This is a genomic window from Pseudomonas sp. 20P_3.2_Bac5 (assembly GCF_025466035.1).
GTDB lineage: Bacteria > Pseudomonadota > Gammaproteobacteria > Pseudomonadales > Pseudomonadaceae > Aquipseudomonas.
Genome location: NZ_JANLOA010000096.1, coordinates 19,624 through 38,187, shown reverse-complemented (window position 1 = coordinate 38,187; position 18,564 = coordinate 19,624). Strand labels below are relative to the sequence as shown.

Here is an 18,564-nt window from a genome sequence, read left to right as displayed (position 1 = left end):
CACTCAAATCACATAAAACCCGTGAGTCCCATCCCGCCCCAACTGCTCGACCAGACCAAACTCCCAATCCAGATACCCTTGCATGGCTTCACGCGGGTTATCGGTGCCTTCATACGGGCGGCGATAACGGTCACTGCGCGGTACCGCAAGGCTCGTTTCGCCATGTTCCAGCGGACGTTCTTCGGCGATCCAGCGACCCGTGCCGCCTTCCAGCAAGAACACCGGCTTGCGCGTCAGCGCCTGCAAGTCCACGGCGGCAAAGCGCGCCAGCAGGCTGCTGCCGCAGGTGACCACATACCGCTCAGCCACCGGCAGATTTTCCAGCGCCTGCGCCAGTTGCGCGCGAATCGCCCAGTGCGCGCCCGGAACATGCCGCTGCACGTAGTTGGCGCTGGTGGTGAAGTCCAGCAGCACGGTGTCGCCTTCGTCCAGCCAGGTCTGCAGTTGCGCGGACTGGATCGACGGCGGTTGCGGCAACGCGGGCAGCGGCACTTGCCACTCGCCGGTTTCGCTGAAGTCGGCCGCTTCCAGACCGTCGAGCACCGCGACCTGCCAACCCATCTGCGCCAGCCACGAGGCGCTCATGTTGGCGCGTACGCCGTCATCGTCCAGTAGCACGATCCGTGCGCCGCGCACGCTGGCGCTGTGGTCGGTCTCTTGCACCAGTTGCCCGCCCGGCACCGAGCGGCTGCCCGGCAGGTGGGCCTTGGTGTATTCCTCCGGTGTGCGTACGTCGAACAGGTAGGTGGTGCGGTGGGTCTCGGCCTGCCAGGCTTGCAGGCCGCCTTTGGACAGACGCGCCACGCCGGCTTTATCGGCCACGGCGCGGGCACGGCTGGCCGCGCTGGCGCGGGTATCGGCGCTGACGGAAGCGAAGCGCTGCGACTGACCGTGGGCCAGTTTCTGCCCGGCCAACGTCCAGCCGATAGTGCCGTTGCGCAGGGCCGAGACCGGGTTGGGGATGCCGGCGTTGACCAGCGATTGAGTGCCAATGATGCTGCGGGTCCGCCCGGCGCAGTTGACGATGACCCGGGTCGCCGGATCCGGCGCCAGTTCGGCGACACGCAATACCAGCTCAGCGCCCGGCACGCTGATGCCGCCAGGGATGCTCATGGTCTGGTATTCGTCGAAACGGCGCGCGTCCAGCACCACCACATCGGCCTTGTCGTCCAGCAACTGCTGGACTTCCTCGGCCGCCAGCGACGGCGTGTGGCGCTGGCTTTCGACCAGTTCGCCAAAGGCCTTGCTCGGCACGTTGACGTCACGGAACAGTTCGCCGCCAGCCTCGCGCCAGCCGGCGAGGCCGCCTTCGAGCACGGCGACATCGGTGTAACCGAGGGCCAGCAGGCGTTCGGCGGCGAGGGCGGCAAGGCCTTCGCCGTCGTCATACACGGTCACCGGCGTGTCGCGCCGGGGCACCCGGGCATAGACCTCGATTTCCAGTTTCGACAAGGGAATATTGGCCGCGAAAAGCGGGTGCTCCAAGGCGAAGGGCGCTTCTTCGCGCACATCGATCAGGGCGAGTTCATGCTTGGCCAGCAAGTGCTGGCGCAGCTCGGCGTAGGAGCGGGTAGTCGCGGTGCTCATGGGGCGGGGTTCTCTTTGGACAGGTCCCAGATATTGGGCAAGCGGGTGTTTGAGTAGCCGGAGATAAAGGGCTTTTCACTACCGTCGGCGAGGTAGACGGCCCGTTTTACCGCGCCGATGTTGGCGCCATAAACGTGGATGCTGATGGAGACCTGATCGTCATGGGCGTTGCTGACCTGGTGGATGTCGCCGATGCGTGGCGATACCGCTTCCACCTGGCCCGGCGCCAGGCGCACGGGGTCGCCGGCCGGGATCAGGGCGCCGCTGTCGGTGCGGGCGAAGCCTTGCGAATATTCGGCGCCGCGCAGCATGCCGATCAGGCCCCAGACCCGATGGTCGTGGATCGGCGTGCTCTGGTCCGGGCCCCAGACGAAGCTGACCACGGAAAAGCGCTGACGCGAATCGGCATGCAACAGGAACTGCTGGTAACGGGTCGGATCGGGTTGCGCCAGTTCCTCCGGCAGCCAGTCGTCGTGAGCGACCAGTTGCTGCAACAGGTTCTGGCCACGGTCGAGAATGGCGGCTTCCTCGGTTTCCTGGTCGAGCAATTCGGCGAGGTTACCGATGAACTGGCGAAGGCGGTCCAGGCGTAGCGGTTCGGTCATGATTCAGGGCTCAGGCTGCGGTTTTCGAGAACCCTAGCAACCGCCAGATGATTCTCAAAATTCAAATTCTGCATAAGCTAATATGCGTAAAGAGAATTTTAAAGATCAAATATTATTCTTTATTTTTTATATTAGCTTATGCCGGAAAAGAATTTCACAACGGAGGAGCTGATCGTTAGCTTATAAGCGTTCGTTTTGAAGAAAGCGCCTTCTATAACCATCAAGCTTTCTCATCCGCCTCAAGGAGCCCCCAGCATGAGCGTTCAATTCATCGGCATGATCGGCCATCGCCTGTCTTCGGAAACCCTCGACGCCAGCGGCCCGATCTTCGACAAGGCGTACATCACCCGCTTTGCCCAGGTGCACGAGGACGCCGGTTTCGACCGTCTGCTGGTGGGCTACTGGTCGGATCAGCCGGACGGTTTTCTGGTCACCGCACTGGCCGGGCTGTCGACTTCGCGCATCAACTTTCTGCTGGCCCACCGCCCCGGCTTCGTCGCCCCGACTCTGGCCGCGCGCAAGCTGGCGACGCTGGAACACCTGCTGGATGGCCGCCTGGCGGTGCACGTAATCAGCGGCGGCAATGACGGCGAGCAGCGCAAGGACGGCGACTACCTGGAGCACGACCAGCGCTACGCCCGCACCGATGAATTCCTCGACGTGGTGCGCAAGGTCTGGACCGCGGAGCAGCCGTTCGACCACCACGGTACGCACTACCAGGCGCAGAACGCCTTCTCGGCGATCAAGCCGCTGCAGAAACCGCACCTGCCGGTGTACTTCGGCGGGTCGTCGCAGGCGGCGCTGGAAGTGGCCGGCAAGCACGCCGATGTCTTCGCGCTGTGGGGCGAGTCGCTGGCGCAGACCCGCGAGACCATCGCCGCCGTGCGCGCCGAAGCGGCCCGGCACGGTCGCGAAATCCAGTTCAGCGTGTCGTTCCGGCCGATCATCGCCGAGACCGAAGAGGCCGCCTGGGCCAAGGCCGACGCCATCCTCACCACGGCCCGCCAGCGCCTGGAGCGCTCCGGCCCGGTGATCGCCAACAAGCCGCAGAGCGTCGGCGCCCAGCGCCTGCTGGACACCGTCGCCCAGGGCGAGCGGGTCGACGAACGCCTGTGGACCGGCATCGCCGCGCTGGTTGGCGGCGGGCACAACTCCACCGCGCTGGTGGGCACCGCGGAGCAGGTGGCCGACGCCTTGCTGGCCTACTACGACCTTGGCGTGACCACCTTCCTCATTCGTGGCTTCGACCCGGTGAATGACGCCGAGGATTACGGCCGCGAACTGCTGCCGCTGACCCGCGCCAAGGTCGCCGCCCGCGAGGCACAACGCGGCGCCTGATTGTCTTTCTTTCACGCTGAAACCCACGAGACCGCACGCGCGGATCGTCCGCCACCGTGCCTTGCCAAGGCACCTGGAGATGTTCCGTGTCCGATGCTCTGCGCACCACTCAAGCGCGATCCCTGCTTCTCGATGCCCGCGAGGTCCTCGCCGGCCTGCTGTTTCTCGGTTTCGGCAGCGCCGGCCTGGTGATCGGCGGCGACTACGCCACCGGCACCGCCATGCGCATGGGCGCCGGCTATTTTCCCTGGCTGGTGAGCCTGGCCCTGTGCGGACTGGGCGTTGCCCTGCTGGTGCGCGGGCTGGCGCTGTCCCGCGAGCGGGTGGCGCTCGGCGAGTTGTTCCAGGCGCGGGTGGGCCTGTCCATCGGCGGTAGCGTGGTGGCGTTCGCCTTGCTCCTGCCGAGCCTTGGCCTCGGGCTTTCGACGCTGTTGATGACCCTGCTCAGTGGCCTGGCCCGGCGCCGCGCCAACCTCGCCGAACTGACCGTGCTCGGCTGTGTGCTGGGGCTGTTCAGTGTGCTGGTGTTCGCCTACGGGCTCGGCCTGAACTTGCCGGCCTGGCCGGTCTGAGGACGGATCATGGAATTGCTCGACCACCTCGGCATCGGCCTCGAAGCCGCCTTCACCCTGAACAACCTGCTGTACTGCCTGCTCGGCGTCACCCTCGGCACCCTGGTCGGCGTACTGCCGGGCCTGGGGCCGGTGGCGACCATCGCCATGCTCTTGCCGATCACCTACGGCCTGACCCCGGCCGCCGCGCTGATCATGCTCTCGGGTATCTATTACGGCGCGCAGTACGGCGGCTCGACCACGGCGATCCTGGTCAACCTGCCGGGTGAGTCGTCCTCGGTGGTCACCTGCCTCGACGGCCACGCCATGGCCCGCAAGGGCAGGGCGGGCGCGGCGCTGGCGATCGCCGCCATCGGTTCGTTCATCGCCGGCAGCCTGGCGATCCTGCTGCTGGCCGCCGCGGCCACGCCGCTGGCGGAAGTCGCGCTGAAATTCGGCCCCGCGGAATATTTCTCGCTGATGCTGCTCGGCCTGGTGGCGGCGATCGTGCTGGCCCAGGGCGATGTGCTCAAGGCCGTGGCCATGACCCTGCTCGGGTTGCTGCTCGGGCTGGTGGGCACCGACGTCAATTCCGGCGTCGAGCGCTTCACCTTCGGCATTCCGGCGTTGAGCGACGGCATCAGTTTCGTGGTGATTTCCATGGGCATCTTCGGCATCGCCGAAATCATCGCCAACCTCGAGCGCGACCACGGCGGCGTGCCGCGGGTGGCGCGGGTCGGCAGCCTGTTGCCGTCGAAAGACGACTACCGCCGGAGCTGGAAACCGATCCTGCGCGGCACCGGCCTCGGCGCGCTGCTGGGCGTGCTGCCCGGCGGCGGGGCGATGCTCGGCTCGTTTGCCTCGTACATGGTGGAAAAGCGCCTGGCGAAACAGCCCGAGCGCTTCGGCCAGGGCGCCATCGAAGGCGTCGCCGGCCCCGAGTCGGCGAACAACGCCGGCGCGCAGACTTCGTTTATCCCGATGCTGGTACTGGGCCTGCCGTCCAACGCGGTCATGGCGCTGATGGCCGGCGCCATGATGATCCACGGCATCGTCCCCGGCCCGCAGGTGATCGACGACCGTCCCGAGTTGTTCTGGGGCCTGATCGTCAGCATGTGGATCGGCAACCTGTTGCTGCTGGTGCTCAACCTGCCACTGGTAGGCATCTGGGTGCGCTTGCTGGCGGTGCCGTATCGCCTGCTGTACCCGTCGATCCTGCTGTTCTGCTGCATCGGCGTGTACAGCGTCAACAACAGCCTGTTCGACGTGCTGCTCACCGTTGCTTTCGGCCTGCTCGGCTACTTGTTCATCAAGCTGCGCTGCGAGCCGGCGCCGCTGCTGCTGGGCTACCTGCTCGGCCCGCTGATGGAAGAAAACCTGCGCCGGGCAATGCTGCTCTCGCGGGGCGACCCGACCGTGTTCGTCACCCGTCCCCTGAGCCTGACCCTGCTGATCGTCTGCGTGCTGGTGGTGGTGCTGATGCTCTCGCCACGGGTTCGCGCCACCCGTCAGGTGGCCTTCAGCGAAGACTGAATCCTTCTCCGATCCCTCTGTTCCAGGAACCGCCCATGAAACTCGCCAAACCCCTGAAATTCGCCCTGGCCGCCCTGGCCCTGGGCATCACCGGCCTGGCCCAGGCCGACACCTACCCGAGCCGCGCCGTGACCCTGATCGTGCCGTTCCCGCCCGGTGGCGCGGCGGACACCGTCGGCCGCTACTACGCCGAGCAACTCTCGGCTTCCCTCGGCCAGCCCGTGGTGGTCGACAACAAACCGGGCGCCGGCACCGCCATCGCCGCCGAGGCCGTGGCCAAGGCCAAGCCGGACGGCTACACCCTGTCGCTGGCCACCGCCGGGCAACTGGCGATCCTGCCCAACCTGCAAAAAGACCTGCGCTACGACTGGAAGAAAGACTTCGTGCCGGTCGCCGTCGTCGCGTCGGTGCCCAACGTGGTCGCGGTCCAGGCCAGCAGCAAGATCGACTCGCTGGCGGGCCTGATCGCCGAGGCCAAGGCCCATCCGGGCGCGCTGAGCTACTCGTCGTGCGGTAACGGCACGCTGTGCCATTTGTCCGGTGAACTGCTCAAGCACCTCTCCGGCGCCGACCTGCTGCACGTGCCGTACAAAGGCAGCGCGCCGGCGGTGACCGGCTTGCTCGGCGGCGAAATCGACGTCGCCGTGGACACCCTGACCGTGCTCGCGCCGCAGATCCAGGCCGGCAAGCTCAAGGGCCTGGTCCTGAGCAGCGCCGAGCGCTCGCCCTTGCTGCCGAATGTGCCCAGCGCCACCGAAGCCGGGTTGCCGGGGTTCGTTGCTTCCGGCTGGTTCGGCATCGTCCTGCCCAAGGGCGCGGCGCCGGAACTGGTGCAGAAATTGAGCGACGCCATCGAGGTCATCGCCAAAGCGCCGCAGACTGCGGAGCGCTTCAGCCAGAACGGCATCAGCGTCGAACACAGCTCGCCTGAAGGCTTTGCCGAACTGATTGCGCAGGACAACACCCGTTGGGGGGAGGTGATCGAGGCGGGGAAAATCACGTTGGAGTGAGGTTCCATAGGGGGAGCGGCGGGGTGCCTGAGATCGCGAGCAAGCTCGCTCCTACTGTTCAGGCTCCGCGAGGCAGATTTCGGCTTTTCTGAAAACACTTTTCAGTAAAGCCCCTCTGCCCGCGCCCCCATCACCCGGCTACGCTTGCCCTTTTGCGACAGGGTGAAGCACGCATGGCGCGCCTGGATATCAATCGCTCTGGCGAGCTGGAGGTGTTGGTTCGGGTGGTGGAGACGGGCAGTTTCTCGGCGGCGGCGCGGGATCTGCGTATGACGCCTTCCGCCGTGAGCAAGCTGGTCGCGCGCCTGGAAACCCGTCTGGGTTCGCGGCTGTTCAACCGTTCCACCCGGCAATTGAGCCTGACTCAGGAAGGCCGCGCCTATTACGAGCGCGGCGTGTGCCTGCTCGCCGATCTGGATGAGCTGGAGCGCAACGTCGCGTCGCAGGACGCGCCCCGTGGCCGGGTACGGATCAACGCCAACCTGGCGTTCGCCTGGCATTTTTTGCTGCCGCTGGTGCCGTTGATGACCGAGCGGCTGCCGCAGGTGATGCTGGATCTGGTGCTCACCGATGAAGTGGTCGATGTGCTCGGTCAGCGCACCGATATCGCCGTGCGCGCGGGGCCGATGAAGGATTCCAGCCTGGTGGCGCGCAAGCTGGGGCAGACGCCCATGGTGATCGTCGGCTCGCCGGACTATCTGCAACGCCATGGCATGCCGGACAGCCCGACCGCGCTGCAGCGTCACAACCTGCTGACGGCCAATTACCGGCGGGCCTATAACGGCTGGCCGTTGCTGGACGGCGGCGAGGTGGTGAAGATCGTTACCCACGGCAGTGTCCAGGCCAGCGATGGCGAGGCGCTGCGCCTGTTGGCGCTGAATGGCAGCGGGCTGGCGCGGCTGGCGTTGTTCCGGGTGCGCGAGGACGTCGCCGCCGGGCGGCTGGTGCCGGTGATGGAAGCGTTCAACCCCGGGGACCTGGAAGAGATCCACGCGGTGTTCGTCGGCCAGGATGGCCATGTACCGCTGCGGGTGCGCGCGGTGCTGGATTTTCTTGTCGAGCACGTTCACGTCGAATAAGCGCCGTGCTCCCATCCTTGGCGTCGAGGTGCGGTTCGTGAGCAGTCAGGCCATTTCCATCGGCGTCGATCTCGGTACGTCCAGCACCCGCGCGGTGGCGCTCGATGCCCAGGGCAATTTGCGCGGCGCGGCGCGGGTGGGCGGTGTTCCGCCGGGGCTGCGGGCCGGGCCGGGCATCGGGTTCGACGCACTGTTCGAGTCGGCGCTGACGGCCATTGCCCAGGCGCTCGCCGAGGCGGGCAGCACGCCGGGGCAGGTGGCCGGGATCGCCGTGTGCGGACAAATGGCGGGTTTGTGCGCGGTGGATGCCCGGGGCCAGGCGCTGGGGCCCAGCGATTCCTGGCTGGACCTGGACTGCGCCAGCACCCTTGACCTGCTGCGCCCCCACGAACACGGGATTATCCAGCGCTCCGGCAGCCAGTTGATCGCCGGCCACGGGGCGAAATGGCTGCAGATGCGTGACCAGCAACCGGCGCGCTATCGCCAGGTGTGCAAGCTGACGACGCCCTCGGCCCTGGTCGCCTTGCAACTGGCCGGGCTGGACGGCAGCGAGGCATTTTTCGACACCACTCACCTGGGCTTCAACAACTTCGCCGACACACCTACTGCGGGTTGGAACCTGGCGCTGGTGCGGGCGCTTGGTCTCGATGCCGATCATCTGCCGCGAATCGTCGAACCCTGGGAACGGATCGGCGGATTGTCGCGCGCATGCGCCGAGCGTCTCGGCCTGCTGGCAGGCACGCCGGTCCATGCCGGTTGCGGTGACATCGCGGCGACCCTGCTGGGCAGCGGCGCGGTCGAGGACGGCCAGTTGGTGGACATCGCCGGCACCGGTTCGGTGCTCTGCGCGGTGCGCCGCGATTTTACCGTCGACCACTCGCACAAGACCCTGCTGACCCTGCGCCACTGCTTGCCGGACCTTTACTACAGCGCCGCTTATGTCGGCGGCGGCGGGCTCAATCTCGACTGGCTGGCGTCACTGCGCGAGCAGGTGCGCCCGCCTCATGAAGTCAGCGCGGCGTTGCGCGAGCACGGCGCGGTGCCGCCCTTGTTGTTCGCGCCGCACATGGGCGGGCGCCATCTGCCGTTGGCGGCGGACCGGCGCGGGGCCTTCGTCGGGCTGTCCTGGCAGCACAGCCTGGCGGATTTGCAGCGGGCGGTGATTGAGGCCACCGCCTACGAATACGCCGGTTTTCTCGACGCCATGCTCGCGACCGGCGTGTGCTCGGGCGAGGGCGCGGTGCTGGTGGTCGGCGGCGGTGCCGCGAGCGAGGCGTGCAGCCAGATCAAGGCCGACGTTCTGGGTTTGCCCTATCGCCGGCATGGCGTGTTCGAGGCGGCGGCGCTGGGTGCGGCGTTGCTGGCGGGGTATGGCGCGGGCACGTTCAGTGATCTGCGCGAGGCGGCGTTGCGGGCGGCGAGGGCGCCGGGCGGCAGGGTCCGGCCGGACCCGGCGCGACACGGCCTTTACCGACAGCGCCGGCAGGTGCAGGCGCGGATGCTGGTGGCGCTGGCGCCGGTGTTTGCCGAGCTGGCGCAGTTACCGCGAATGTAGCGTCATGCTCCGACCGGCGTCAGCAGCCGCCGCGCCGGGGTGTCCAGTTCGTTGAAATAGCGCACCGCGAAGTCGACGAAGGCCTTGACCCGCCGGGGCAGTTTCTTGCCGCCTTCGGTCAGCAGGTGAAAACCTGTGGCCGGACAACTGAAGTCTTCCAGCAGCGGCACCAGGCGGTTCTCCTGGATGTCCTCGGCCACTTCCCAGACGGATTTCCAGGCGATGCCCAGCCCTTGCAGCGTCCACTGGCGCAGGGTGAAACCGTCGTTGACCAGGCGATTGCCCTTGACCTGCACCGAGAAGGTTTCGCCGTCGCGGGTGAAGCGCCATTTGTCCTGGGGGAAGTCCGCCTGCAGGTGGATCAGGCAGTTGTGCGCCGCCAGGTCTTCGGGGGATTGCGGTGCGCCGTGACGGGCCAGGTAATCGGGGGAGCAGCAGACGATGCGCCGGTCGCCGCCGAGGGAGCGGGCGACCAGGGTGCTGTCGGGCAAGTTGCCGTAGCGGATGGCGATGTCCGAGCCCGACTCGACGAAGTCCAGCAGGCGGTCGGTGAAAAACAGGCGCACGGTGACGTGGGGGTGTTCCTCGACGAAGGCGTCCACCAACTGGCTGACCCACTGGCGACCCAGGTCGGTGGGGCAGGTGACGCCGATGGTGCCGCGCAACTGGGCGTTGCCGCCGCGGATCACGCTGTCCAGCGCCTCGACGTCCTCGAGGATCTTCAGCGCCGCCTCGAACAGATAAAGGCCCTCGGCGGTGGGGCTCAGGCCGCGGGTGTTGCGCTTGACCAGACGCAAACCATAGAACTCTTCCATGGCCTTGAGGCGGCCGCTCATCGCGGCCGGCGACAGGCCCAACTGGCGCCCGGCCATCGACAGCGAACCGGCTTGTACCACCAGCCGGAACAAGCGCAGGTCCTGGAGTCTATCGGCCATGAAGTGTGCTCCTCGTGGTTGTTTCATCAAGTATGGCGGACGCCATTCTTCATGCCTGGTTAAAGCCTGGCAATCACCGTATGGAAGAAGCCTGAATAAATAAGCGCAGCTTTCAGTCTGGCTGAAAAGTCATTCCCGGAAACTCGAATACCTGCTTGTTCAGCGGGCTCCTAAGATGGCGACAGGCTCAACGCTAAGAGGAGTTGAAAGATGTCCGCACTATCGAGTCAAGCAATCAACGGCACTCAGGAAGTCGCCGATCTGTTTCGCAGCGCCATGGGCCGCTTTGCCGCGTCCGTGACCCTGGTCACCACCATCGACGAGCACTGCTGCCCCCACGGCCTGGCCGCTACCGCGTTCTCCTCGGTATCCATGGACCCGGCGTCGGCGCTGGTCTGCGTCAATCGCAGCAGCAGCGCTTCGCCCATCATCAAGCGCTCCGGGCTGTTTTGCGTGAACATGCTGCAACGCGAGCACGAGGCGCTGTGCGCCATCTTCAGCAAGCCGGAATTGCGTGACCGGCGCTTCGTCGATGGCGATTGGGCGGTGGGTGAAAACGGCCTGCGTTATTTGCTCGACGCCCAGGCGTCGATCTTCTGCGAAGTTGTCCAGGAAGTGGATTACGGCTCGCACACCATCTTTATCGGCAATGTCATGAACGTAATAACCCAGTCGCTGGAATCACCCCTGGTTTATATGGGTGGGCGTTTCCGCGAACTGGCAGCCTGATTGCAATAACCGTACCCCTCCAATAAATACAAGAAGTGGTGTTCACATGTATGGCTTCAGTTCCAGGGCGCGCGTGCTGCTGCCCTCCCTCAAGCTTTCCGCGCAGGCGTCCGGCATCACCGGCCCGCTGCTCGGCCTGCTGCTGTTGTGTCTGGTGCTCAGCCTTGCCACCGACGCCTTTCTGACCCTCGGCAACCTCCTGAATATCCTCGACCAGGTGACCGTGCTCGGCATCATGGCGCTGGGCATGACGCTGGTGATCCTGATCGGCGGCATCGACCTGTCGGTGGGCGCGGTGCTGGCCGTGTCGATCATGGTCATGAGCTGGGCCGAACGGGTGCTCGGCCTGCCGATGGGCCTGGCGATCGGCGCCGCCTTGCTCACCGGCGCCGCCTGTGGCGGCATCACCGCCGGCCTGGTGGTGCGAGCCGGATTGCCGTCGTTCATTGCCACCCTGGCGATGATGTCGATGGCCCGCGGGGTCGCCTATATGGTCACCGACGGCACCCAGATCAGCGGCTTTCCCGAATGGTTCGGCAACTTGTCGATCATCCGCTACGCCGGCTTCATCTCGCTGACCGTGGCCTGTTTCGTGGTGCTCGCCATGCTGTTCTGGTTCGTCATGCGTTTTACCGTGGCCGGACGCAGCCTCTACGCCATCGGCGGCAGCGCCAAGGTCGCCAAGCTGTCCGGCATCCGGGTCAAGACCCACACCGCCATCGTCTATGTGATTTGCGGCATCACCGCGGCGCTCGGCGGGGTGATCCTCACCTCGCGGCTGGACACCGCCGGCGCCGGTGCCGGGGTCGGTTATGAGCTGGACGTGATCGCCGCCGTGGTGATCGGCGGCGGCAGCCTCAAGGGCGGCGTCGGCAGCGTGGCCGGGACCCTGGTCGGCGTGCTGATCATCGGCGTGCTGCGCAACGGCCTGAACCTCGCCGGGATTTCACCCTTCGTCCAGCAGGTAATCATCGGCGCGGTGATCGCCGCCGCGGTGATGCTCGATGCGATGAAACGCAAGAACGCCTGACCCCACAAGCTCCTCACAACCACAATAAATCCCGGAGGCGTCCATGCACGTTTTCTCTGCGCCCGTGCGCGCGTTTTTTGCCCTGTTGCTGCTCTTGCCGGCCCTGGCCCATGCCGAGAGCAAACCGCTCAAGGTCGGCATGTCGATCCCCAGCCTGCAATGGGTGTTCTACCTGATGGTGCGTGACGGCGTGATGGAGCAGGCCGAGGGCCTGGGCATCGACCAGGTACTGGTGGCCGACGCGCAAGCCGATCCGGCGCGCCAGGTCAGTCAGATTCAGGACATGCTCAGCAAAGGCATCGATGTGTTGCTGTACACCGCCACCGGCTCGGCGGCGTCCGCGGTGCCGGTGCGCCTGGCCAAGCAGCAGGGCGTGCCGGTGGTGTGCGTCGACAACTTCCCGAAGAACGTCGAATGCGATGCCTACATCTCCACCGACAACACCGGCGCCGCCGCCGAACTGGCCCGCCAGGTGGTGCGCCTGACCGGTCCGCAGGCGCAGGTCGGCCTGCTCCAGGGCACCCTCGGCGACACCACCGAGCTGACCCGCGCCGAAGGTTTCGACGTCGAGCTGGCGAAGACACCGAGCATCCAGGTGGTCGATCGCAAGCCCACCGACTGGCTGCAGGACAACGGTTTCAAGGTCGCCCAGGACATGCTGCAGAAGCACCCCGGCATCAACGTTTTCGTCGGTCGTTCGGACGCTCCGGCCCTCGGTGCGGCCCAGGCCGTGCGGGTCGCCAACGTCGAGCACAAGGTGTGGATCTTCGGCTACGACGGCTTGCCGGCGGCGCTGGAAGCGGTTCGCGACGGCAAGATGGACATGACCATCACCCAGCAGGCCGTGGAAATGGGCCGCACCGCGCTGCGCACCGCGGTGGCGCTGAAAGCCGGTCAGACGGTGGAGAAGCGCCAGTTGCTGCCGGCCTTCGTCACCACCCGCGACAACGTCGATGCCTTCATCGCCCGGCACCCGTAGGAGTCTGACCATGAACCCGACAACCGTTGACGCGCCGTTGTTTCGCGCCGAGCAACTGGGCATGTCCTTCAACACCGTCAGTGTGCTGGAGAGCATCAGCCTGGAGATCGGCCGCGGTGAAGTGGTGGCGTTGCTGGGCGAGAACGGCGCCGGCAAATCGACCCTGTCGTCGATCATCGCCGGCTCGCTGTGCCCGACCCGCGGCAGCATGCAGCTCGATGGCCAGGCCTACGCGCCGACCTGCCCGAAGGACGCCATCGCCCTTGGCGTGAACATGATCCACCAAGAGATCCAGTTGCTGCCCGAGCTGAGCGTGGCCGAGAACATCTTCCTCGGCCACCTGCCGACCCGCCATGGCGTGCTGGACCGCGAGCGCATGCGCCGCGAGGCGCGGGTGCAGCTCGAACGGCTGGGCCTGGATATTTCGCCGGACACCCTGGTGCGCGACCTGCGCATCGCCGCCCAGCAACTGGTGGAAATCGCCAAGGCGCTGACGCTCGAATCGCGCCTGCTGATTCTCGACGAGCCCACCGCCGCGCTGGGTTCGGAAGAGACCGAACTGCTGTTCCGCCAGATCGAGGTGCTCAAGCGCGAAGGCGTGTCGTTCATCTACATCAGTCACCGCATGGAAGAGATCGGGCGCATCGCCGACCGCGTGCTGGTGATGCGCGACGGCCATCTGGTGGCCCGTCATGAGCGCGCCGATGTGGCGGTGGACACCCTGGTGGCGCAGATGGTCGGGCGTTCCATCGAGCGGCTGTTCCCGGCCATTGCCGCGCCGCAGTCGCATGAGGTGCTGCAGGTGCGTGGGCTGTCGTGCCGGAACCAGCGCTTCCGCGATATTTCCTTCTCGGTGCGCGGGGGCGAGGTGTTCGGTATCGCCGGCATGGTCGGCGCCGGCCGCAGCGAAGTGATCCGCGCCATTGCCGGGGTCGATCCGGTGGCCGGCGGCGAGGTGCGGGTGGACGGCAAGCCGTTGCGCCTGGACGGCGTGCGCGCCTCGATTGCCGCCGGGGTGGTGCTGGTGCCCGAGGACCGCAAGGGCGAGGGCGTGGTGCTCGATCATTCGATCGCCGAGAACCTGGCCTACTGCAACCTCGACCGCCTCGGTGCGCGCGGCCTGCTGTCGCGGCGGCGCATCGACGCCTTCGCCAGTGAGCGGATCGCCAGCCTCGGGGTCAAGGGCGACCCCGGCAAGCACCTCGACAAGCTCTCCGGCGGCAACCAGCAAAAGGTGGTGATCGCCAAATGGATCGCCCGCGAGCCGAGGGTAATCATCCTCGACGAGCCCACCCGCGGCATCGACATGGGCGCCCGCGCGGCGATCTACCAGTTGATCGCCGACCTCGCCGCCACGGGCGCGGCGGTGGTGGTGGTCAGCTCCGACCTGGACGAAGTGATCGGCCTGTCGCACCGGGTGATGGTCATGGCCCGCGGCGCATGCCAGGGAATTCTCGACGGCGAGCAGGTGGCGCCGGAATCGATCATGGCACTGGCCACGGCCTGAGGAGGTTTTCCATGCAAACCATCGAATACCGGCACCTGGACGAAACACCGTTCGAGGCCCTGTTGGACTTGCGCGGCAAGGTCGCGGTGGTCACCGGCGGCAGCTCCGGCATCGGCTTGGACATCAGCCGCCGGCTGGCCCAGGCCGGCGCCCGCGTGGTGATTGGCAGCCTGGCCCGCGAGCGCACCGACGAATTGCTCGACGAAGGCCTGGCGGTGAGTTTCGTCGCCACCGACGTGTCGCGCCGCGAGCAGATCGAACGGCTGGCGGCCGAGGCGGGTGGGCAGGGCGGCCTGGATATCTGGGTGAACAACGCCGGGATCTATCCGCTCAGGCCGGTCGCGGCGGTGGACGAGGATTTCTGGGACCGCATGCAGGCGATCAACACCCGCGCCGCGTTTTTCGGCGCCCAGTGCGCCCGCGCGCAGATGCTCCGCCACGGCCGTGGCGGCAGCATCGTCAACCTGTCCTCGGTGTGCGGCCACCGGCCGATGGCCAACCACGTCACCTACGACACCAGCAAGGGCGCGATCCTGGCGATGACCCGCAGCCTGGCCAAGGACCTCAGCCGCGACGGCATCCGGGTCAACTCGATTTCGCCGGGGCTGACCGCGACGCCGGGCAACCTCGAACCTGAGCTGTTCCGCCAGCACCAGCAGAACCGGGTGCTGGAAAACATCCCGCTGGGCCGCCCCGGCGAGCCGTTCGAGATCGCCAACGTGGCGCTGTTCCTGGCCTCGCCGCTGGCGTCCTACATCACCGGCACCGACATCACGGTCGACGGCGGCTGGCTGCTTCACGGCAGTTGATCGCCCGACCTATCGCCAGGGTGCCCGCGTGGGCACCCTGGCCCGCTATCGCCTGATAGCCACTTGTAAGGAGAACCACGATGAAACTCGCAATGTTCATGCAGCCCTTGCACCACAAGGGCTGGGACTACCATGAGATGTACGACCAGGACATCGCCTGCGTCGTGCATGCGGACAAGGTCGGTTACGACGAAGTCTGGGTTGGCGAGCACACCTCCCAGCGCACAGAGCCGATCACCAACGCGCTGCAATTCCTCTCCGCGCTGATCCCGCTGACCCAGCGCATCAAGCTGTGCACCGGCGTGCTCAACCTGCCGCACCACCACCCGGCGCGAATTGCCGCCGACGCGGCGATGTTCGACCACATGAGCCGTGGCCGTTTCCTCATGGGCATCGGCCCTGGCGGCCTGGCCTCGGACTTCGAGGTCTACGGCAGCAACGGCAAGGACCGCGGGCGGATGATGGTCGAGTGCTACGAGATGATCCAGCGCATCTGGGGCAGCGACGCGCCGTACCAGTTCGCCGGTGAGTTCTTCGACGTCTCGCTGGTCAACACGGTCAACCACGAACTGGAAATCGGCTACATGCCCAAGCCGTTCCAGCAGCCGTTCCCGCGGGTGGCGACCACCGCCATGAGCCCGTTCTCCGGCACCGCCAAGCTGGCCGGCAGCCGCGACTGGGACCTGATGTCGGCCAACTTCAACCCGACGGCCACCGTCGCCTCGCACTGGCAGGCCTACCGCCAGGGCGCCGAGGCCGCCGGGCACCAGGCCGACCCGCGCAACTGGCGGGTGGCGCGCTCGGTGTTCGTCGCTGACTCCCAGGCCCAGGCCGAGGACTACCTGGCCGACCCGAACTGCACCCTGCGGCGCTACTTCGATTACATGATCGACAACCTCGCCAGCAACAACTACATGCAGATCTTCAAGACCCGCCCGGACATGACCGACGCCGAAGTCACCGTCGATCACTGCATCCGCGAAATGGTGATCTACGGCAATGCCGACAGCGTGGTCCAGCAACTGGTCGCCTTCAGCGAGCAGACCGGCCCGTTCGGCACCCTGATGACCACCTTCCACGAGTGGGACAACGAGGCCCTGTGGCGCCGCTCCATGGAACTCACCGCCCGCGATGTGATGCCGCAACTGAGCCGCTTCATGCAGCCCCGGCTCGACGCCGCGCTGGCCGTCGGCGCCTGAGCGCTGTCCCCGAAAGACTACTGATCCACAGGTGGAAAATGACCCTGACAGTCGATTCAAAGCACGCCGCTGACTTCGCCCTGACGCCCGCCGAACTGGCGCGGCTTCGCGACAAGGCGCAGTTCATCCGGCTGGAAACCATACGCCTCATCGAGATCGCCAAGGTCGGCCACTACACCTCGGTGTTTTCCGCGGCCGAGCTGTTTGCCGCGCTGTATTACGACGTGATGTCGCTGCGGCATGGCGAGCCGAAATGGGCCGGGCGCGACCGCTTCATGATGGGCAAGGGCCACGCCGCCGTGGGCCTGTTCCCGGTGCTGGTGGAGTGGGGCTTCTTCGCCCGGGAGATCCTCGACGGCTACACCCGCCTGGGCAATCCGCTGGGCGATCACCCGGACATGCGCAAAGTGCCGGGCGTGGACTTCTCCTCCGGCTCCATCGGCCACGCCCTGTCGGGCGGGCTGGGCATGGCCATGGCCGGGCGCATGCTCGGCCAGGACTTCACCACCTTCGTCATGCTCGGTGACGGCGAGATGCAGGAAGGCCAGGTGTGGGAGGCGGCGATGGCGGCGTCCCACCACAAGGTCGGCAGCCTGGTGGCGATCGTCGACCGCAATGGCTTCCAGCTCGATGGCAGCGTCGACGACGTGATCGGCATCGAGCCGCTGGCGGACAAATGGCGCGCCTTCGGCTGGGACGTGTACGACGTCGACGGCCACAACCTCGCCGAGCTGACGCCGCTGCTGCGGCGGATCAAGGCCGAGCGCAACCGCGAACGGCCGGTGTGCATCATCGCCCAGACGCTCAAGGGCAAGGGCGTCTCGTACATGGAGACCGAGCCGGGCTGGCACCTGGGCTACCTCGACCCGGAAGACGCCCAGCGCGCCATCGATGAAATCAAGAGCAAGGTGATCTGAACATGAACACTGCACCCCTGTCCGCGAACTCCTGGCAGTACCGCGCCCTCAACACCCAGACGCCGGGCCTCGACGCGCTGTCCGACGCTTTGCTCGAACTGGTCGAGCAGGGCGAGCCGGTGGTCGCCGGCACCGCCGACCTGCAGTACTCCAACGGCCTGGCGAAATTCGCCGAACACTGCCCGGAGCGCTTCGTGCAGTTCGGCATCTCCGAGCAGAACATGGTGTCTTGCGCCGCCGGCATGGCCGCGGTGGGCATGAAGCCGTTTATCGCGACCTTCGCTTCGTTCCTGCCGCTGCTGTGCTGCGAACAGATCCGCATGGACGTCGCCTATTCGGCGCTGCCGGTGCGCCTGATCGGCCATCACGCCGGCATTTCGCTGGGCTTCTATGGCACCTCGCACCACGCCACCGAGGACCTGGCAATCATGCGCGCGATCGCCGACATCACCATCGTCGCCCCGGCCGATGCCAACCAGTTGAAGGCGGCGATCAAGGCCTCGGCCCATCATCCGCAGCCGATCTACTTCCGCATCCAGCGCGGGCGGGATCCGGTGGTCTACGAACAAGAGCCGCTATTCGAATTCGGCAAGGCCACCGCGCTGCTGACGGGCGAGGAACTGACCATCATCGCCACCGGTTCCACCGTGCACCCGGCGTTGCAGGCCGCGCGCGCGCTCAACGCCCAGGGCCGCTCGGTGGGTGTGCTGGACATGACCACGGTCAAGCCGCTGGACGTCGAGGCGGTGTTGCGCGTGGCGCGGGAAAGCCGGGCGATCCTCACCGTCGAAGAGCACAACATCCTCGGCGGCCTGGGGGGCGCGGTCTGCGAGGTGATCGCCGAAGCCGGCATCGGCACCCGCGTCCGCCGCCACGGGATCTACGACGAGTACAGCCTGATCGCGCCGCCGACTCACCTCTACCGCCATTACCGCCTGGATGCCGAAGGCATCGAAAGCGTGGCCCGTGAACTGATCGACTGAGCCTCGGCGGGGCAGGCCACTGGCTTGTCCCGCCCCCTCCGGATCTCTTGCCCGACAACAATAATCAGAGAGCAAGCATGAACCTGACCCACCCTGATTGCCGCCGCCCCGGCGGCTGACGCTTCTCGCGACAACCCCACAGCAAACGACTCGCGCCGCGTTCTGGCGGCGGGTGAGTGCGCCTGTTTCCCGCGCGCTCGCCAGGGATGGCTGTCGCC

Annotated in this window: 17 protein-coding genes; 14 read left to right on the top strand and 3 right to left on the bottom strand. The window is 66.5% G+C overall.

Annotated features, from left to right (window positions below):
* Window positions 1-3: 3 nt before the first annotated feature.
* Both NTD88_RS17275 and NTD88_RS17270 read right to left on the bottom strand, forming a co-directional pair.
* Window positions 4-1,587: a rhodanese-related sulfurtransferase gene (locus tag NTD88_RS17275; RefSeq protein ID WP_262155783.1), complete on the bottom strand. Its 1,584-nt coding sequence runs from the start codon at window positions 1,585-1,587 to the stop codon at window positions 4-6.
* Window positions 1,584-2,192, bottom strand: a complete 609-nt coding sequence (locus NTD88_RS17270) for a cysteine dioxygenase (RefSeq protein ID WP_262155784.1) — start codon at window positions 2,190-2,192, stop codon at window positions 1,584-1,586. The genes NTD88_RS17275 and NTD88_RS17270 overlap by 4 nt, the downstream gene beginning before the upstream one ends.
* 255 nt (window positions 2,193-2,447) lie before the next feature.
* On the opposite strand from NTD88_RS17270, the gene NTD88_RS17265 reads away from it, so the two are divergent.
* The 6 genes from NTD88_RS17265 to NTD88_RS17240 all read left to right on the top strand — a co-directional run bounded on the left by NTD88_RS17265 (window position 2,448) and on the right by NTD88_RS17240 (window position 9,258).
* Window positions 2,448-3,530 carry an LLM class flavin-dependent oxidoreductase gene (locus NTD88_RS17265; RefSeq protein WP_262155785.1) on the top strand — a complete coding sequence of 361 codons (1,083 nt, stop codon included), beginning with the start codon at window positions 2,448-2,450 and terminating at the stop codon, window positions 3,528-3,530.
* 86 nt (window positions 3,531-3,616) lie between these two features.
* Window positions 3,617-4,102: a tripartite tricarboxylate transporter TctB family protein gene (locus NTD88_RS17260; protein ID WP_256587890.1), complete on the top strand. Its 486-nt coding sequence runs from the start codon at window positions 3,617-3,619 to the stop codon at window positions 4,100-4,102.
* A 9-nt stretch (window positions 4,103-4,111) separates the two neighbouring features.
* Window positions 4,112-5,614, top strand: coding sequence for a tripartite tricarboxylate transporter permease (locus NTD88_RS17255; protein ID WP_262155788.1), 1,503 nt, complete (start codon window positions 4,112-4,114; stop codon window positions 5,612-5,614).
* A gap of 35 nt (window positions 5,615-5,649) precedes the next feature.
* The gene (locus NTD88_RS17250) at window positions 5,650-6,624 is read left to right on the top strand and encodes a Bug family tripartite tricarboxylate transporter substrate binding protein (protein WP_262155789.1); all 975 of its coding nucleotides are present in this window, start codon (window positions 5,650-5,652) and stop codon (window positions 6,622-6,624) included.
* Between the two features lie 173 nt (window positions 6,625-6,797).
* Window positions 6,798-7,703: a LysR family transcriptional regulator gene (locus NTD88_RS17245; protein ID WP_262155790.1), complete on the top strand. Its 906-nt coding sequence runs from the start codon at window positions 6,798-6,800 to the stop codon at window positions 7,701-7,703.
* A 37-nt stretch (window positions 7,704-7,740) separates the two neighbouring features.
* Window positions 7,741-9,258, top strand: coding sequence for a xylulokinase (locus NTD88_RS17240; protein WP_262155792.1), 1,518 nt, complete (start codon window positions 7,741-7,743; stop codon window positions 9,256-9,258).
* A 2-nt stretch (window positions 9,259-9,260) separates the two neighbouring features.
* Here NTD88_RS17240 and NTD88_RS17235 read toward each other — a convergent pair whose 3' ends face one another.
* Window positions 9,261-10,193 (bottom strand): LysR family transcriptional regulator, encoded by a 933-nt coding sequence (locus tag NTD88_RS17235; protein ID WP_177454496.1) that lies wholly within the window; start codon window positions 10,191-10,193, stop codon window positions 9,261-9,263.
* Between the two features lie 210 nt (window positions 10,194-10,403).
* On the opposite strand from NTD88_RS17235, the gene NTD88_RS17230 reads away from it, so the two are divergent.
* The 8 genes from NTD88_RS17230 (at window position 10,404) to NTD88_RS17195 (ending at window position 18,346) form a co-directional block, all read left to right on the top strand.
* A complete protein-coding gene (locus tag NTD88_RS17230; RefSeq protein ID WP_095159657.1) occupies window positions 10,404-10,922 on the top strand; it encodes a flavin reductase family protein in 519 nt (172 codons plus the stop codon).
* A gap of 46 nt (window positions 10,923-10,968) precedes the next feature.
* Window positions 10,969-11,952, top strand: coding sequence for an ABC transporter permease (locus NTD88_RS17225; protein WP_095159658.1), 984 nt, complete (start codon window positions 10,969-10,971; stop codon window positions 11,950-11,952).
* A 43-nt stretch (window positions 11,953-11,995) separates the two neighbouring features.
* A complete protein-coding gene (locus tag NTD88_RS17220; protein WP_095159659.1) occupies window positions 11,996-12,931 on the top strand; it encodes a substrate-binding domain-containing protein in 936 nt (311 codons plus the stop codon).
* Window positions 12,932-12,941: 10 nt separating this feature from the next.
* Complete coding sequence (locus NTD88_RS17215) at window positions 12,942-14,438, top strand: sugar ABC transporter ATP-binding protein (RefSeq protein WP_095159660.1); 1,497 nt, start codon at window positions 12,942-12,944, stop codon at window positions 14,436-14,438.
* A gap of 11 nt (window positions 14,439-14,449) precedes the next feature.
* Window positions 14,450-15,247 (top strand): SDR family NAD(P)-dependent oxidoreductase, encoded by a 798-nt coding sequence (locus NTD88_RS17210; protein WP_095159661.1) that lies wholly within the window; start codon window positions 14,450-14,452, stop codon window positions 15,245-15,247.
* A gap of 80 nt (window positions 15,248-15,327) precedes the next feature.
* Window positions 15,328-16,446: an LLM class flavin-dependent oxidoreductase gene (locus NTD88_RS17205; protein ID WP_095159662.1), complete on the top strand. Its 1,119-nt coding sequence runs from the start codon at window positions 15,328-15,330 to the stop codon at window positions 16,444-16,446.
* A gap of 38 nt (window positions 16,447-16,484) precedes the next feature.
* Entirely contained in the window at window positions 16,485-17,363 is an 879-nt protein-coding gene (locus NTD88_RS17200; RefSeq protein ID WP_095159663.1) for a transketolase, read from the top strand.
* A 2-nt stretch (window positions 17,364-17,365) separates the two neighbouring features.
* Window positions 17,366-18,346, top strand: coding sequence for a transketolase family protein (locus NTD88_RS17195; protein ID WP_095159664.1), 981 nt, complete (start codon window positions 17,366-17,368; stop codon window positions 18,344-18,346).
* Window positions 18,347-18,564: the final 218 nt, after the last annotated feature.

What these genes read in the sequence shown, in the direction of transcription:
- NTD88_RS17200 (WP_095159663.1), top strand. Translation starts at nt 16,485, where the DNA reads ATGACCCTGACAGTCGATTCAAAGCACGCCGCTGACTTCGCCCTGACG.
- NTD88_RS17270 (WP_262155784.1), bottom strand. Translation starts at nt 2,192, where the DNA reads ATGACCGAACCGCTACGCCTGGACCGCCTTCGCCAGTTCATCGGTAAC.
- NTD88_RS17215 (WP_095159660.1), top strand. Translation starts at nt 12,942, where the DNA reads ATGAACCCGACAACCGTTGACGCGCCGTTGTTTCGCGCCGAGCAACTG.
- NTD88_RS17265 (WP_262155785.1), top strand. Translation starts at nt 2,448, where the DNA reads ATGAGCGTTCAATTCATCGGCATGATCGGCCATCGCCTGTCTTCGGAA.
- NTD88_RS17205 (WP_095159662.1), top strand. Translation starts at nt 15,328, where the DNA reads ATGAAACTCGCAATGTTCATGCAGCCCTTGCACCACAAGGGCTGGGAC.
- NTD88_RS17210 (WP_095159661.1), top strand. Translation starts at nt 14,450, where the DNA reads ATGCAAACCATCGAATACCGGCACCTGGACGAAACACCGTTCGAGGCC.
- NTD88_RS17255 (WP_262155788.1), top strand. Translation starts at nt 4,112, where the DNA reads ATGGAATTGCTCGACCACCTCGGCATCGGCCTCGAAGCCGCCTTCACC.
- NTD88_RS17250 (WP_262155789.1), top strand. Translation starts at nt 5,650, where the DNA reads ATGAAACTCGCCAAACCCCTGAAATTCGCCCTGGCCGCCCTGGCCCTG.
- NTD88_RS17235 (WP_177454496.1), bottom strand. Translation starts at nt 10,193, where the DNA reads ATGGCCGATAGACTCCAGGACCTGCGCTTGTTCCGGCTGGTGGTACAA.
- NTD88_RS17245 (WP_262155790.1), top strand. Translation starts at nt 6,798, where the DNA reads ATGGCGCGCCTGGATATCAATCGCTCTGGCGAGCTGGAGGTGTTGGTT.
- NTD88_RS17220 (WP_095159659.1), top strand. Translation starts at nt 11,996, where the DNA reads ATGCACGTTTTCTCTGCGCCCGTGCGCGCGTTTTTTGCCCTGTTGCTG.
- NTD88_RS17225 (WP_095159658.1), top strand. Translation starts at nt 10,969, where the DNA reads ATGTATGGCTTCAGTTCCAGGGCGCGCGTGCTGCTGCCCTCCCTCAAG.
- NTD88_RS17195 (WP_095159664.1), top strand. Translation starts at nt 17,366, where the DNA reads ATGAACACTGCACCCCTGTCCGCGAACTCCTGGCAGTACCGCGCCCTC.
- NTD88_RS17275 (WP_262155783.1), bottom strand. Translation starts at nt 1,587, where the DNA reads ATGAGCACCGCGACTACCCGCTCCTACGCCGAGCTGCGCCAGCACTTG.
- NTD88_RS17230 (WP_095159657.1), top strand. Translation starts at nt 10,404, where the DNA reads ATGTCCGCACTATCGAGTCAAGCAATCAACGGCACTCAGGAAGTCGCC.